The organism is Mesorhizobium sp. M0106 (assembly GCF_040322715.1).
Taxonomy (GTDB): Bacteria; Pseudomonadota; Alphaproteobacteria; order Rhizobiales; family Rhizobiaceae; genus Mesorhizobium.
On the sequence record NZ_JAMYUA010000039.1, the window covers coordinates 22,768 to 36,942 of the forward strand.

The 14,175-nt window shown below is 59.5% G+C and carries 13 protein-coding genes, 2 pseudogenes and 1 riboswitch; of the genes and pseudogenes, 5 read left to right on the top strand and 10 right to left on the bottom strand.

Annotated features, from left to right (window positions below; genetic code table 11):
• Positions 1 to 45: 45 nt before the first annotated feature.
• The 3 genes from NKJ55_RS27545 to NKJ55_RS27555 are packed head-to-tail and all read left to right on the top strand — an operon-like array spanning position 46 to position 2,486.
• Positions 46 to 1,278 (top strand): trans-sulfuration enzyme family protein, encoded by a 1,233-nt coding sequence (locus NKJ55_RS27545; RefSeq protein ID WP_352452615.1) that lies wholly within the window; start codon positions 46 to 48, stop codon positions 1,276 to 1,278.
• A gap of 52 nt (positions 1,279 to 1,330) precedes the next feature.
• A complete protein-coding gene (locus tag NKJ55_RS27550; RefSeq protein WP_352452616.1) occupies positions 1,331 to 2,233 on the top strand; it encodes a dihydrodipicolinate synthase family protein in 903 nt (300 codons plus the stop codon).
• Between the two features lie 34 nt (positions 2,234 to 2,267).
• Positions 2,268 to 2,486 (top strand): FMN-binding negative transcriptional regulator, encoded by a 219-nt coding sequence (locus NKJ55_RS27555; protein WP_352452617.1) that lies wholly within the window; start codon positions 2,268 to 2,270, stop codon positions 2,484 to 2,486.
• A gap of 98 nt (positions 2,487 to 2,584) precedes the next feature.
• Here the strand turns inward: NKJ55_RS27555 and metE are convergent, their stop codons facing one another.
• Positions 2,585 to 4,930 (bottom strand): 5-methyltetrahydropteroyltriglutamate--homocysteine S-methyltransferase, encoded by a 2,346-nt coding sequence (gene metE / locus NKJ55_RS27560; protein ID WP_352452618.1) that lies wholly within the window; start codon positions 4,928 to 4,930, stop codon positions 2,585 to 2,587.
• Positions 4,931 to 5,025: 95 nt separating this feature from the next.
• Positions 5,026 to 5,226: riboswitch (cobalamin riboswitch) on the bottom strand.
• Between the two features lie 551 nt (positions 5,227 to 5,777).
• Here metE and NKJ55_RS27565 point away from each other — a divergent pair.
• Positions 5,778 to 6,029, top strand: coding sequence for a hypothetical protein (locus NKJ55_RS27565; RefSeq protein WP_352452647.1), 252 nt, complete (start codon positions 5,778 to 5,780; stop codon positions 6,027 to 6,029).
• A gap of 317 nt (positions 6,030 to 6,346) precedes the next feature.
• Here the strand turns inward: NKJ55_RS27565 and NKJ55_RS27570 are convergent, their stop codons facing one another.
• Both NKJ55_RS27570 and NKJ55_RS27575 read right to left on the bottom strand, forming a co-directional pair.
• Entirely contained in the window at positions 6,347 to 7,180 is an 834-nt protein-coding gene (locus tag NKJ55_RS27570) for a helix-turn-helix transcriptional regulator (protein WP_352452619.1), read from the bottom strand.
• A 61-nt stretch (positions 7,181 to 7,241) separates the two neighbouring features.
• Complete coding sequence (locus NKJ55_RS27575; RefSeq protein WP_352452620.1) at positions 7,242 to 7,493, bottom strand: MFS transporter; 252 nt, start codon at positions 7,491 to 7,493, stop codon at positions 7,242 to 7,244.
• 288 nt (positions 7,494 to 7,781) lie between these two features.
• Here NKJ55_RS27575 and NKJ55_RS27580 point away from each other — a divergent pair, with 288 nt between their 5' ends.
• On the top strand, positions 7,782 to 8,456 hold the full coding sequence (locus NKJ55_RS27580; RefSeq protein ID WP_352452621.1) for a transposase: 675 nt from the start codon (positions 7,782 to 7,784) through the stop codon (positions 8,454 to 8,456).
• Between the two features lie 32 nt (positions 8,457 to 8,488).
• On the opposite strand, the gene NKJ55_RS27585 is transcribed toward NKJ55_RS27580, so the two are convergent.
• The 7 genes and pseudogenes from NKJ55_RS27585 to NKJ55_RS27615 all read right to left on the bottom strand — a co-directional run.
• Entirely contained in the window at positions 8,489 to 9,481 is a 993-nt protein-coding gene (locus tag NKJ55_RS27585) for an adenosine kinase (RefSeq protein ID WP_352452622.1), read from the bottom strand.
• Positions 9,482 to 9,592: 111 nt separating this feature from the next.
• Positions 9,593 to 10,768, bottom strand: coding sequence for a methionine adenosyltransferase (gene metK, locus NKJ55_RS27590; protein WP_352452623.1), 1,176 nt, complete (start codon positions 10,766 to 10,768; stop codon positions 9,593 to 9,595).
• Positions 10,769 to 10,822: 54 nt separating this feature from the next.
• A pseudogene (glyA, locus tag NKJ55_RS27595) lies at positions 10,823 to 11,204 on the bottom strand (serine hydroxymethyltransferase); the annotation flags it as partial.
• A 1,203-nt stretch (positions 11,205 to 12,407) separates the two neighbouring features.
• Positions 12,408 to 12,917 (bottom strand): type I restriction enzyme subunit R domain-containing protein, encoded by a 510-nt coding sequence (locus NKJ55_RS27600; RefSeq protein ID WP_502904518.1) that lies wholly within the window; start codon positions 12,915 to 12,917, stop codon positions 12,408 to 12,410.
• The gene (locus tag NKJ55_RS27605) at positions 12,829 to 13,311 is read right to left on the bottom strand and encodes a type I restriction enzyme subunit R domain-containing protein (protein ID WP_352452625.1); all 483 of its coding nucleotides are present in this window, start codon (positions 13,309 to 13,311) and stop codon (positions 12,829 to 12,831) included. The genes NKJ55_RS27600 and NKJ55_RS27605 overlap by 89 nt, the downstream gene beginning before the upstream one ends.
• A gap of 71 nt (positions 13,312 to 13,382) precedes the next feature.
• Positions 13,383 to 13,538, bottom strand: a complete 156-nt coding sequence (locus tag NKJ55_RS27610) for a hypothetical protein (RefSeq protein ID WP_352452626.1) — start codon at positions 13,536 to 13,538, stop codon at positions 13,383 to 13,385.
• Between the two features lie 104 nt (positions 13,539 to 13,642).
• Positions 13,643 to 14,113, bottom strand: a pseudogene (locus tag NKJ55_RS27615) (HsdM family class I SAM-dependent methyltransferase); the annotation flags it as partial.
• Positions 14,114 to 14,175 lie beyond the last annotated feature (62 nt).

A 14,175-nucleotide genomic window follows, 5' to 3' on the forward strand; every position in this document is an offset into this window, starting at 1 on the left:
TTTGCCGTCAATCTTTCGGAAACCTAAGAAAGATCTAGAGGCCGAATGACCCGCTCCTATCAATCCGAAACCGATGCTCTCACGCGGTCGCTCCACGACACCGGTCCCGGATTCGCCACTCGGGCGATCCATCATGGCTACGATCCGGCCGGCTTTTCCAATGCCGTTCAGCCGCCAGTCTTCTTGACCTCGACCTATGGATTCGAAAGCGTGGCAGCGAACGAGGCCGCCGCCGCGCTTGGCGGAAGGCTCTATGCGCGCGAATACAATCCGACGACGGAGATCCTCGAGCAACGGCTCGCCAATCTGGAAGGAGCCGAGGCAGGTCTGGTCGTTGCCTCGGGGATGGCGGCTTTCGGGACGCTGATCCTGTCGCTCCTGTCCCAAGGCGATGAACTCATCGTCCACAGGACGCTTTATGCGAACACGCTTGCCATGGTCGAACAGGCGGTCCCCCGCTTCGGCATCAAGGTCGTCGCGGTCGACCTGTCCGATCCTCACAATCTCGATGCCGCGATCACCGAGCGGACCCGGCTTGTTTTCTTCGAGACGCCGGTGAATCCGCTGAGCCGCATCCTCGACATCGCTGCCATTGCCGAGCGCGCCCACGCGCGCGGTGTAAAGGTTGCAGTCGACAGCACCTTCGCCTCGCCCGCGCTCCAGCGGCCGCTCGAACATGGGGCAGACCTCGTGCTCCACTCGCTGACCAAATACATCAATGGGCACGGCGATGCCCTTGGTGGGGCGATTCTCGGCGACGCGCAAACGCTCCGCACGCTGCACGAAACGGGCCTGCGCTACATCACCGGCGCAGCGCTCTCGCCCATGTCAGCCTTCCTGATCCTGCGCGGTCTGAAGACGCTCACGCTGCGCATGGAACGGCACAGCGCCACGGCCCTTGCGGTGGCTCAGGCGCTCGAGGCGCACCCGGCGGTGGCATGGGTGAGTTATCCCTTCCTCGACTCGCACCCTGATCAGGTGACGGCGCGAAAGCAGATGTCCCAAGGGTCGGGCATGTTGGCCTTTGGCCTCCACGCTGGGTTCGAGGGCGCGCGGCGGATGATGGACCGGCTCAACCTGATCACCCGGGCTGTCAGCCTCGGCGATGCCGACAGCCTCATCTATCATCCGGCAAGCCTGACCCGTGCTCGTCAGCCGATCCGCAAGGATGCGCATCTGGCCGATGGAGTCGGCGAGGACCTCATGCGTCTCTCGGTGGGTCTTGAAGACGCCGATGACCTAATCGCCGACCTGCGGCGGGCTCTGGACGCCTTGTGATGACCTGTCGTCCGGCCAGTCCTGCGCTCACGCACAAACCTGGAGCCTTGCCATGGCATTCCTGAGCGGTCTTTCCGCGTTTCCCATCACGCCCGCCGATCGTGACGGCCGCGTCGATACCGTTGCTCTGCGCAGGCTGATTGCTCGGCTTTGCGCCGCTCAGGTCGACTCCATCGGTCTTCTCGGCAGCACCGGCACCTACATGTATCTGTCGCGCGAGGAACGGCGACGGACGCTCGCCGAGACCTTGGACGAAATCGCCGGGCGAACGCCGGTCGTGGTGGGTGTGGGCGCGTTGCGCACCGATGAAGCAGTGAGGTTCGCGCAGGACGCCAAGGCCCTTGGAGCTGCCGCGGGGCTGCTTGCCGCCGCCTCCTACACCCCGCTCACTGAGGACGAGGTGTTCGAACATTTCTCGACGGTGGCGTGCGAGAGCGGCCTGCCGATCGTCGTCTACGACAATCCAGGAACGACGCATTTTCATTTCACCCCAGCACTCGTCAGCCGCCTGGCAAAGGTGGGTGGGATTGTCGCTATCAAGAATCCGACAGACAAGGGCGATGCGATCAAGAGCCATCTGGCCGACCAGAGGCGCACTGTGCCGGAAGGGTTCTCGATCGGCTACAGCGGCGACTGGAACGCTGCAGAGGCCCTGATCGCCGGCGCCGACACATGGTACAGCGTCCTCGCCGGCATCCTGCCCGAGGTCTGCGTGAAGATCGTCACGGCGGCGCAACAGGGCGATGCGGCCGAAGCGCGACGGATCGATGCCACGCTTGCGCCGCTCTGGAGCCTCTTCAAGGAGTTCTCGAGCCTTCGCGTCGTCTATGCACTTGCCGAATTGCTCGACATTTGCCGTGCCGACCCCCCGCGTCCCATCCTGCCTCTGCCCTCAGCAGCGAAGCGCCAGATCGCCGCCGCGTTGGAACGCTTGCCATCGGATGTCAACCGGTGAACAGCGAACCCGGCGGCCAGTGAAGGAACCTGTCATGTATGTACCCGCGCATTTCGATGAACCGAGCCGAGAAGTCCTTTACGAACTGATCGAGAACAGCGCACTTGGCATGCTGATAACCCATGGCCGGAGCGGTCTCGACGCCAATCACATCCCCTTCGAACTCGACACGTCACAGGGAGAAAACGGTTCCCTTTATTCCTGCGCGATTAGTACACGTGCCGAAGGAAAGTGCACTTTCTCGCTCGAGTGACTTATTTCAAAGGATGTGATCGCGTTTTGGCACATTCACGGCCCACATGCGGCAGCCGCTAACTCACCACATGGTGAGCAACCAGGAAACCTTCCGGCCTACACTTTCTCCCGGAGCGCGCGTGCTGCAGCAACCATGTTCATGAGGGCAGGGCGGACCTCCTCCCATTTGCGTGTTTTGAGGCCACAGTCCGGGTTTACCCACAGTTGGGCATCGGACAGTCGCTCGCGGGCAAGCATGACGAGATCCGAAATCTCGCCGACTTCCGGGACCCGTGGTGAGTGAATGTCGTAGACTCCGGGCCCGATTTCATTCGGATATTTGGAGCTCGTGAAGGCGTCCAGCAGTTCCATTTTCGAGCGCGACGTCTCAATCGAAATGACATCCGCATCCATTTCAGCGATCGCGTCGATGATCTCGTTGAACTCCGAATAGCACATGTGGGTATGGATTTGAGTCGCGTCCTTTACACCCGTTGAGGCGATCCGGAAGCATTCGACAGCCCAGTCGAGATAGTCTTTCCAGTCAGACTTGCGCAGTGGCAATCCTTCACGAAACGCGGCCTCATCGATCTGGATCATCCTTGCGCCGGACCATTCGAGATCCGTCACTTCGTCGCGGATCGCAAGCGCGATCTGGCGGCATGCCTCGGAGCGGGGTACGTCGTCGCGAACAAAAGACCAGTTGAGAATGGTCACTGGGCCTGTGAGCATTCCCTTCACAGGGTTTTCCGTAAGCGACTGGGCGAATTGCCACCAGCGCAGCGTCATCGGATTGGGCCTCCATACGTCGCCGAAGATGATGGGGGGGCGCACGTAACGCGACCCATAGCTCTGCACCCAGGCATGCTGAGTGAAGGCGAAGCCGGACAGCTGCTCGCCGAAATGCTGTACCATGTCGTTTCGTTCGAACTCACCGTGCACCAGCACGTCCAGCCCGATCTCTTCCTGCCAGCGAATTGCAGCCTCGATCTCCTTCTTCAGGAAGGTCTCGTAGTCGACATAGCTCAGCTGGTCCTTCGCATGAGCGGCCCGCGCCCTGCGTACCTGCGGCGTCTGCGGGAAGGACCCGATGGTCGTCGTCGGGAACGGCGGCAGCCCGAGCGTGCCGGCCTGGACTCTGGAGCGCTCGGCAAAAGCGCTCTCTCGTCGCTTCATGCTGTCGTCAATGCTGGCGATCCGCCCCTCAACCAGCGGGTCATGGATCTTCGTGGATGTCACGCGAGTGGCGGCAGCCTCGGCAGACGCTTTCAACGCGCCTGCCACCGCATCCCTGCCTTGGGACAGGGCCCGGGCAAGCAACACCAACTCGTCGGTCTTCTGGGCCGCGAAGGCGAGCCACGACCTGATGTCCGCGTCGAGTTCCGTCTCCATGCGGAGGTCGATCGGCACATGCAGCATCGAGCAAGAAGGCGCGATCTCGACGCGGTCCAAGGGCCAGCCGGCGACGATCGGTTTGATGCGGTCGAGAATGGCGGGCAGGTTCGCACGCCAGACGTTGCGGCCATCGATCAAGCCAAGCGAGAGCACCAGATCCTTCGGTGCGAGCCGACCCACCGTTTCCAGCTGCTCGGGAGCGCGCACGAGATCAATATGCAGCCCGGCCAGAGGCAGAGAAACCGCGGTTTCGAGATTGTCTCCCAGCGGCCCGAAATAGGTAGCCAGCATGATCTTCAGCTCGGGCGCGGCTTTCGACAGCTGGCCATAGGCGAATTCGAACGCAGCTCGTTCGTTCGGGTTCAGATCGAGGACAAGCGCTGGCTCATCGATCTGCACCCAGTCGGCTCCAGACAGCTTCAGCCTCTGCAGGAGTTGCTCGTAGACGGGCAGCAGCCGCGGCAGGAGCGCGATGGGATCGAATCCTTCGGCAGGCGATTTCGCCAGCTTGAGGAAGGTGATCGGTCCAAGGATGACGGGGCGTGTGTGAACGCCGAGAGCTTTAGCCTCGATGAAGTAATCGACCGGTTTCGTCGACGAGAGTGCGAACGTCTGATCATCGTTGAGTTCCGGCACAATGTAGTGATAGTTGGTGTCAAACCACTTGGTCATTTCCATCGCGGTTACGCCAGGCCGATGAGCCGCATGCTGGTGACCACCGTGCCCACAATCCTCCGTCTGACCTTGGTTGCCGCGCGCCATTGCGACGTAGATGTCAAGTGGAACCTCGCCGCTATTCCAGCCGTAACGGGATGGAACGGCGCCGACCATGGCTGCGGTGTCGAGCACATGGTCGTAGAGCGAGAAGTCGTTCGACGGGATTTTCGACACGCCGCGATCGTGCTGCTCCTCCCAGCTAGCGGCACGGAGCGCCTTCGCGGTCGTGAGAAGGTCGGCAGCGGACGATTTTCCGGACCAGTAGCTTTCAAGCGCGAATTTCAGTTCTCGCCGACGACCGAAGCGGGGCACGCCGAGCGTTGCTACAGGAATTTGCTGAGAGACAGTCATGCCAGACCCCGATGGTTGGGGCGTCGGTGACAAGGAAGGCGCTAGCAGGCCGGCACGAACGCCAGGCTGCAGCGGCCACCGAGACACCCCGCCCGTGGACGTAATTCGCCGTGGCAGGTCTCCTGGCTCGCGGGGTCATAGCCTCTACCCGTCTTCCCAAGGCTATTCGCCTCAGTGACATGAGTGGGGTTGGCTCGCCGCTAACAGTTGCGGGGGCAGCGCCGGCATCGCACCGGCTTCCCTCTTAGCTCCGCTGCGGCAGCGCCGTACGGAGAACCACGACGCGGGAGACAATTACAGCAGTTCGCTTCTTTGTCAACGCCGCATAAAGAAATGTTTATGTCGTTATGTTAAATTTCCGTTGGCATGTTCCAAAGGTCGCCTCGAAAGCGAAAACTGTGGAAGCCTTGAGCGGCCGGTAAATCAAAGCAATAACGCACAGCGGTCCAGGAGGATAGGAGTTCGTCGGCTGCCGGCGGCAAACTACCGGCAAGCGCCGTGGTGCTGCTTCCCGCATCATGCGAACGCCACCTCGGCGTCGAACTTCGGCTCCGAGCTTCCGACCGCTTCGTTGGTGATCTGCTCGCGACCACATCCGGCTCAATGGCGAGGCTGTTGCCCATGTGGAAACTGTTGGCCGTGATGCCCTCGGTGATACGACACAACGATTTCGGGGGGAGCACCCCGAGGCCCGGCGCAGCGGCCTGTTGCGAAGTGATCGAGGCCAATGTCTCGAACTGCTTGTTCGCAGCCCACCGGCTCAAGGTAACCCGGCTCAAACCACCGGGCCAGCTCAAGTCCTGTCCAAATGAGGCCTGAGCGGCAAATCGTCGTGCACGCGCACGGTTTGGCGTTCGATCTTGTAATGCGTCTTGGGCGGACAATCGCCACGGTGCAGCGCGCAGAAGCGGTTCCCCAATTGGAAGCCGAGGGCGGTGAGGGCAAGCCAGCGCCACGGGAGGGGGACTTGGACCTGTTTGCCCTGCTGGACCACAAGTTCGCGACACAGGGCCTCAAGGAGAAGACCAAGAGTGATTATGCGCGGGACCTCGCCAAATTCATCAAAAGCAGCGGGCAGTCAAAGTTCGGCGCCGATTGACATGGAGATAGCCATCGCGGCGGACCGCCCAGGCGGACCGCAAGCCGGAATACAACCGGGTGCAGGCGGCCAAGCTCGTCCACAAGATGGCGTCGGGCACACACCGGCGATGGGAGAGCGGACCGTGGAGTGCAGGAACTTCACGCCTATCCACGCTCCCGTGGACGTGTCCTGCGGCACATCGGCAGCGATATTGAGGAGGCAGTTGAGCTTCTGGTCGAGCACTCTTACCTGCCACTACCTACGCTTAACGTCATCTCGTACTGAAAACGCACCACGCAAGGTCGAGATGTAACATGCGCCCTTCGCGGATGGTTCTAAGCTTCCTCGGGCGCGGTCAATCTGTGATAACGGTCGCTTGGAACCTCCATCACCGCGACGCGATCAAGGTTGGCGTATCGCGCTCGGTAGTAACCTTCTTCCTCCACTTCGGCGAAACTACACTGGGGAACGTCAAAGGTCGCAGCTTCCAATCCGAAGAAAGTCGTAGCGGTTTCTTCATCCAAGAAGTTCCACTCATCTTCTCCGTCGTCATATGTGACGCGAACATAGGAGGCCATGCGCACGGCTTCCTGATCACCCATCTCTGCGATGATGGCATCGCATTCTTTCTTCAGCTTTCCTGAAACCTCACCTTTATCCCAGTCATCCAAAGCCCGATAGATTTCTGGATGATAATACTCTGGCATCTCCTCTACATCGTCACCGATAAGCTCAATGGTGCGGACATATTGCGGATTTATCAAGAGTATTTTGTTGTCAAGGCTCCAACAATACAGCCATGGCCTGCTTGTGTTATTTCTACGCAGATTATGAAGTTCCTTCAACTGACGTAAAATCGATTCACGCGCCTTTTCATCGATAGGATATTGGCGGCTGCCAATAGTCGTCTTGATTCTGAGCGTGCCGTATCGCGTTTCGGCATCGGCAATTGCAAACGGGCTCGTGCGCCACTCCTCGACATCAATCTTCCAGCCCAGCAGCTCCTCGACCGTGCATTTCAACGTGAGACAAAGGTCCTTGATCTGCTCGACGTTCAACTGCGTTTTGCCTGTTTCCCAACGGGCCACAGTCTGTTGCGTCGTTGCCATCTGCTCTGCCAAATCTTTTTGAGTCATGCCCAGTCGAACCCTAAGCTCTTTCATGTTCATAACTCACCTCGCGTGTTCAACACACGCATTGTGGATGAATTAATCAACACGTCAAGCGTGTTCAAAAATCGCAGCATGTGTTTTTAGGGCGTCTTCGAGGCTCCGGCAGCCGTTCGTGACCACTTGCGCAAGACACAGGGCTGGTACACAGCACGAATGGGCGATCAAAAATTACTGCTGCGATGCTCGTCATCAGCCAAGCTGCCGCCGCACCTTCCACTGGGGTGCCAAGGTTCGAAATGAGTGCAGTCGACCATAGCGAACGGAAGGTCTTGTGCTCAAAAGGAACGAGTGAAGATGTTCTCTTCGCCATTGTGGGAAGCCTCGGGATTGACCGCGGGGCTGGATTTATTTCGCCTCACTCAACCATGGCCTCGCCGTACAAGCCAAGCTGCCACAGTGCGCGCCTGCTAACCCAGAAAACTTGGCGGCCTTACAGGCATGCGCAGGACGCGCGAAGCCGCTCAAATCCCCCAGATGGGTCAGCCATCGAAGACCGGCCTCACTTGCCCGTTGAGCGGCTATACGATAATGCTCCGCGCTAAGCAGGAAGCGCCAAAAATTCGAGCGGCGACTTCATTCTCCTATTCAGGAAGGAACTATGAGGCGGCAGACGCGACCATTCACCGTGGAAGTCAAACAAAAGCGCAATTATCAAAAATCCGCACGTTCCATCTGGGGCAATTTCGACATCGCCGCGGCGATGGCCGAGACAACAAAGGAAGTCGAGCCGTTAAATCGTCAGCTTGTTGACTCTACTGTAGTGGTCCTTGATGCTGAACCGTTGCACGAACCGCGAGTGGAGCATTTCATGGCCAATCCCCTGGAAACCGGGTCAGCAGTAGTTAGCGAACCGGCAGACAAAACGGAAACGCCAAAACCGAAGGCGAGAGCGCGGCGGTCGAGGAAGCCAGAAGCTGAGGCGAGCTCGCCTGCCCGCAAGAACGGCGCCAAGCCGATATCCGCGGCCACTGAAGCACCGCCGTCAGCGCGAACAGGCCGAAAGAGCTACTCCGCGAAGGATCGTGCCCAGAAGCTGGCGCAGATCGAGACCTCGATCGGCGGCGGCGCTACTCTCAAGAGTGCGGTGAAGCAAGCCGGCATCTCGGAACAGACATATTATCTTTGGAAGAAGGCGGCGGCGCCGGCGGCGGACAGTGACGGGCTGAAGGATCTCGTCGCGCTCGAGGAAGAAAACAAGCGGCTAAAGAGCCTGCTTGCCGATCGTCTCCGCAAGGAGAATGCGGAACTGAAGAAAAGGCTCGGGCTGGATTAAGAAGGGTGGGCAGCTGGTTCTTGGCTCCCCACCTACAGCAATACCGCCTGCTCGGCCTCTCGGCGCAGATTCTGCCTTGGCCTTGGGCCGATCTGCTGGATGACCAGCCCGGCCGCCAGCGAGCCGAGATCGCCGCACTGCTTCAGGCTGCGGCCTTGCGTGTAGCCGTAGAGGAAGCCGGCGGCGTAGAGGTCGCCGGCGCCTGTCGTGTCGACCAGCTCGCGGATCCTGGTGGCTTCGATGGTGACCGTCTCGTCGCCGCGCACGATGACCGAGCCCTTTTCCGAACGGGTGACGGCGGCGATCTTGCAATCCTTGCGGATAAGCGCCAGCGCCTCGTCGAAAGACGCGGTCTGGTAGAGCGACTTGATCTCGTGGCTGTTGGCAAAGACGATGTCGACGGTGCCGGAGCGCATCAGATCGAGGAACTCGTCGCGGTAGCGGTCGACGCAGAACGAGTCCGACAATGTCATCGACACTTCGCGCCCGGCGGCGTGGGCGAGCTTAGCCGTCTGCCTGATCGCCTCCTTGGCGCGCGGCGGGTCCCACAGATAGCCCTCGAAATAGGTGACCGCGGCGCCCGACGCCTTGTCGGCCTCGACGTCTTCCGGGCCGAGCTCGACGCAGGCGCCGAGATAGGTGTTCATCGAGCGCTCGCCGTCCGGCGTGACGAAGATCATCGAGCGCGCCGTCGGAGGTTCGCCGTTAAGCGGCCTGGTGTCGAAGGCGACACCCTGGGCATGGATGTCATGCGCGTAGATTTCGCCGAGCGCGTCGTTAGAGACCTTGCCGAAGAAGGCGGCGCGGCCGCCGAAGCTGGCCACGCCCGCCGCCGTGTTGCCGGCGCTGCCGCCCGAGGCTTCGATGGCCGGACCCATGCGGCTGTAGAGCAGTTCGGCGCGCCTCGTGTCGATCAAATTCATTGCGCCCTTGATGATGCCGTTCGTCTCCAGGAACGCCTCGTCGCACTGGGCGATGATGTCGACGATGGCATTTCCGATACAAAGCACGTCATAGTCCGGCATCAATTCATGTCTCCGCCAAAAAACCCACCGGCTTTCTGGCATGCCGGCCGCGGGCGGGTCTGGCCAGTGGGAATGGCCTTTCCGCTTGCCAATCCGTTCAGCGCCAGCCCCTCACGGGGCGGCAAGTCCTGCCTCGCGACGCAATTCGTCGGCCCTGTCTGTCTTCTCCCAGGTGAAGTCAGGCTCTTCACGGCCGAAATGGCCATAGGTCGCGGTCTTGCGGTATATAGGGCGTAAGAGATCAAGCATCTTGATAATGCCCTTCGGTCTGAGATCAAACAACTCAAGAATGAGGCGCTCGATCCTTCTTTCCTCAACCCTCGCTGTCCCGAACGTGTTGACCATGACAGAAACCGGACTGGCCACGCCGATTGCGTAAGCAAGCTGCACCTCGCAGACGTCCGCAAGTCCGCTAGCGACGATATTCTTTGCGACATACCGGGCCGCATAGGCAGCTGAGCGGTCAACCTTGGACGGGTCCTTGCCCGAAAAAGCGCCGCCGCCGTGACGACCCATCCCACCATACGAATCGACGATGATCTTGCGTCCAGTGAGACCGCAGTCGCCGCGCGGCCCGCCGACTACGAACCTCCCCGTCGGGTTGACCAGAATTCTGATGCCTTCCGTCTCCAGGTGGGTCGGCAGGACAGGCTTTATGATTTCCTCAATGACGCCCTCGCGGACCGTCTCTTGCGAGACCTGCTCGTCATGTTGGGTCGATACGACGATGGTATCCAGGGCGACCGGGCGCAACCCCTCATAGCGCACTGAGACTTGGGATTTCATGTCAGGACGCAACCAGCCAAGCTGTCGTGCTTTCCGGACATCTGCCTGTCGTTTCGTCAAGCGATGAGCGAGCTGGATCGGCAAAGGCATCAAGGTATCGGTTTCGCGGCATGCGTAGCCGAACATGAGGCCCTGATCTCCCGCTCCCTGCTGGAGGTCCTGCCCTCGTCCCTCGTCAACGCCCTGGCTAATGTCGGGCGATTGCTCGGTGAGTGCATGAACGACGGAGCAACGCCGGCCGTCAAAGCCGACGGCCTCATCGTCGTATCCAATATCGAGAATCGTATCGCGCGCAACTTGGCTATAATCCACCCGCGCATCGCTGGTAATCTCGCCAGCCAGAACGACTATCCCTGATTTTACCAACGCTTCACAGGCGACGCGCGCCTTGGGATCGGTGCGGAGGATGGCATCGAGGATGGCATCCGAGATGTTGTCGGCCAACTTATCCGGGTGTCCCGCGCCAACCGATTCGGAAGAGAACACGAACTGCCTAGCCATGAAATGCCTCGCTTCGGGTGTTGGAGTTGTATGGGGCATTTTGCTTAGCCCACCTTACCTGTCGGTGAGGCCCGGGACCTCGAACGCAGCGCACAGGTCGGCAACGTCTCTTCGCAAGCAGGCATGGAGATCTTCGTCTTCTGGCTCGCCGGAGGACGGAGTCCATGAAGCCAGCAATTTGCACGGTTTCCACATCGCGCAAGCCCATTGACGTCACTGCTGGCGCCCGCAGGCGAATTCCGCTTGTGACCTCAGGATGGCGCGGGTCCCCCGGCACCATATTAAAGTTCGCAATGATGCCTGCCTTCGCTAACCGCTCGGCATAGGCCTTGCCTGATAGTGGTCGATCGCGAAGATCAAGGATCAGCATGTGATTGTCAGTGCCCCCGGTGACCAGGTCATAACCTCGGTCCACAAGCGCGTGGGCCAGAGGCCGCCAAGCGAGACCGTCCGCAAGTGTCGGGCGGCGCGATGGCGCCGTCGGCGGAGTTGTCCATGGTGGTTTCGCGCTCCAATTGGATCTATTTCACGGTCAAGCATGCGATCCCCTTCGACGGCGCGTCTTGTGTCGCTTCGAGCCGTTGAAGGTCTCGTTTGTGATAGTCATCGCCGTGGGGCAGGAGATCAACCAACAACTGAACCAGCCCGCCGTCCTTACCTGCTGCTTTGAGATGGTACGAGCACCACGGGCGTTGTTCGTTGCAGTAAAGAAAGTCGGCTCTGGCCAGTAGCCGGACGTGTCGTACAACGTGCTCACGACGCAGACCCAGAATCTCCGCTAGCTGGCAGACAGTTAGGTCCGCGTGCGCGCAAAGACCTAGGATTCGAAGGCGATCTAAATGCGCTGCCGTCCGTAGGCGACTGACCAGTGTCAGCAATGGTCAGGACCAAGCCACTTGGAAAGCCTGGGCACTCGTCCTACTGAATTTGTTATTTCGCGTTATCCACAGATGTTGCGGCTTTCGAACCAAATTATATGGTTGATTGTCCACGGACCGGACAATGTCGGTGGCCGTGAAGATACTGTTTGAGCCGATATGGCTGTGTCGAACAAACAAGATGGGCGCTCTTCTTGCCATTGCCTTTAGCCGAAATTGCACGCAGTTCGGCGGGTCGGAGAATAAGCGGCGCCACGGTTTGGACCCACTGACCTCAGACGCTGCAATAAGCCTACCATTCACAGCGAACCGGAGTTGCTAAGAGTCAATGAATTTCCTTGAAGGATCTGTTGCAACGTTTGCCCGGCCCGCTCGTGCTCCCGGTTTGCGGCGGTCAATCTCGAGCGACCGTGATGCAAAGATGACAAAGAAGGTTGCCTTTCAATCCGATCTTCTTCCGGCGCCAAGGGATACGGCCTGTCCCCTTGTAGTAAAGCGTAGCGAGAAGATTCCATGTGCGGTCAGCTTGATCCTGGATTTTACGCTCGCTGGACTGCTTGATTTTGCGGGGAATGGTGACCCTATCGTCCAGCACGTCCTCCCAAACGAGCTGAGCTCAAGGAGGCTCATGCCGTCGAATGGTGAGATTTTGCGGGGCTCATCGGCTTTGAAATATGTGTCGATCAAGTGCCGCATATCAGCCTCGTAGGCCTTCAGATCGAGGCTTTCGTTGCTGGCCAGACGCACAGTGTCCCGCGCATTCAGGTAATGCTCGACCTGTTTCTTGATGCGGGCAACGTGGGCGTTGTTGTAGCCTGCGGCATCCATTCATCCGCGATATTAGCATACGCCCGCAGCAGCCCTGCGGTTGCCTTGTACAGGGCCGCGCGCTGAGGTTCGCGCTCTTTAAGGTCTGACGCGATTTCGGTGTTGCCGCAGGAGAAGTGGATGTATTCCAGTTCTCCTTTCGGCGGCTCCACACGCTCGCAAAGCAGGACAATGCGTTCCAGGGCTTGATCGAGACGTTCTTTTCCTTTTTTCAGACGGTCCTTGAGCAGCACATCCGGAGCCGACCCGTCGTCGGAATGATCAAGTTCCGACGTATAGACCGCGATCGCATTCTCAACCTTCTTGAACAGGCCCTTGTAGGCGACGATACAACCGAAATCCTTGTCCTCGCCGTCAAGCCGATTGGTCCGGCAAATCGCTTGGCACAGGCCGTGGTCCTGCATAGACGTGTCTATGTAGACATAGGTGCAGGGGTGGCGCATCGAAAGCTGTGAGCAGCTTGTCGACGACCACCAGCAGCTTCATGTTCGCCGGCTCCTTGGTGAAAAGAGCCTTGGCCGCCTCCTCGTACACCTCGGTTTTGGACAAACCGCCCTTGGCCTCAACGCCCTTCAGCAACTCGGTGTAGGTGTTGTAAATGACCTGCCGGTCGGTAACGGTGTTGGCGCCCGTCTCTTCCTTTGTGATGTCCTGCGCATTCGGATTGTACGATTTGATCAGGGCGCACTTGTTGCGGAATGGGGTCTTTTGAAAAAGCTCGAAGTACTTGCAGGCTTCGTAGATGCTGGAGGCCACGGGAATTGCGTTGCCGCGTTCGCTTGACAGGCGGGGCTTCACGCTGAAATCGAAGACGATGTCGCTGACGACACGATCCATGCGGGATCGCGAGCTGAGCACGTTTTACATCGTGCCCCATTTCTTTTTCAGCTCATCCCTTTGCCAGTCATTCAGGGCCTTGGTTTTGGCATCGAACCACTGATCAATTTGTCCTCTGAACCCAGGCGCTGGTCGATATCCCGTGCTTCATAAACGAGGTCGAGAACGACTTCGTCCTCCACCGCCTCGCTGAATTTGTAGGTGTGGATGATGTATCCCTTGCGCACAAGGTTGCGCCGGAGTTCGGCTTCGGCGTTGCCGCGGAAGAGAACGCCTGCGGCAGAATGCAGGCGCCCTTACCGGCGCTCTTCAGAGACCGGACGATGTGTAGCAGGTAGGCGTAATCGCCCTGCTTGGCGGGCGGTACGCCGAACGACTTAAAGCGATCATGCTCATCATGAAGCGGGTCAAGCCCGGTGCTCCAGCGCTTGTCGCTGAAGGGCGGATTGGCGACGACGTAATCAAAGGTCTTGAGCGCATCGCCGTCGCGGAATTTGGGATCGGTGAGGGTGTTGCCCTGCATGATCATCGCGGTGGGTGTGTTGTGCAGGATCATGTTCATGCGCGCGAGATCGCTGGTGGCCGAATCCTTCTCCTGCCCGTACAGCGTGACATTGATCCCGGCCTCGTCGGCCACTTTCAGCAGCAGCGATCCCGATCCGCAGGTCGGGTCGTAGACGGTGGTATCGCCGCTGGTCTTGGCGGACCGAATGCCGATGATCTGCGCCATGATGCGGCTGACTTCGGCGGGGGTGTAGAACTGGCCTTTGCTCTTTCCGCTCTCAGTCGCGAAATGGCGCATCAGATATTCGTAGGCATCGCCGAGAATGTCGTCGCCATCGGCGCTCGTTGCTGCCGAACTGG

Excerpts from the sequence above, each read along its gene's own strand:
- NKJ55_RS27545 (WP_352452615.1), top strand. The coding sequence starts at position 46 with ATGACCCGCTCCTATCAATCCGAAACCGATGCTCTCACGCGGTCGCTC.
- NKJ55_RS27550 (WP_352452616.1), top strand. The coding sequence starts at position 1,331 with ATGGCATTCCTGAGCGGTCTTTCCGCGTTTCCCATCACGCCCGCCGAT.
- NKJ55_RS27555 (WP_352452617.1), top strand. The coding sequence starts at position 2,268 with ATGTATGTACCCGCGCATTTCGATGAACCGAGCCGAGAAGTCCTTTAC.
- metE (WP_352452618.1), bottom strand. The coding sequence starts at position 4,930 with ATGACTGTCTCTCAGCAAATTCCTGTAGCAACGCTCGGCGTGCCCCGC.
- NKJ55_RS27570 (WP_352452619.1), bottom strand. The coding sequence starts at position 7,180 with ATGAACATGAAAGAGCTTAGGGTTCGACTGGGCATGACTCAAAAAGAT.
- NKJ55_RS27575 (WP_352452620.1), bottom strand. The coding sequence starts at position 7,493 with ATGGCGAAGAGAACATCTTCACTCGTTCCTTTTGAGCACAAGACCTTC.
- NKJ55_RS27580 (WP_352452621.1), top strand. The coding sequence starts at position 7,782 with ATGAGGCGGCAGACGCGACCATTCACCGTGGAAGTCAAACAAAAGCGC.
- NKJ55_RS27585 (WP_352452622.1), bottom strand. The coding sequence starts at position 9,481 with ATGCCGGACTATGACGTGCTTTGTATCGGAAATGCCATCGTCGACATC.
- metK (WP_352452623.1), bottom strand. The coding sequence starts at position 10,768 with ATGGCTAGGCAGTTCGTGTTCTCTTCCGAATCGGTTGGCGCGGGACAC.
- NKJ55_RS27600 (WP_502904518.1), bottom strand. The coding sequence starts at position 12,917 with ATGCGCCACCCCTGCACCTATGTCTACATAGACACGTCTATGCAGGAC.
- NKJ55_RS27605 (WP_352452625.1), bottom strand. The coding sequence starts at position 13,311 with ATGGATCGTGTCGTCAGCGACATCGTCTTCGATTTCAGCGTGAAGCCC.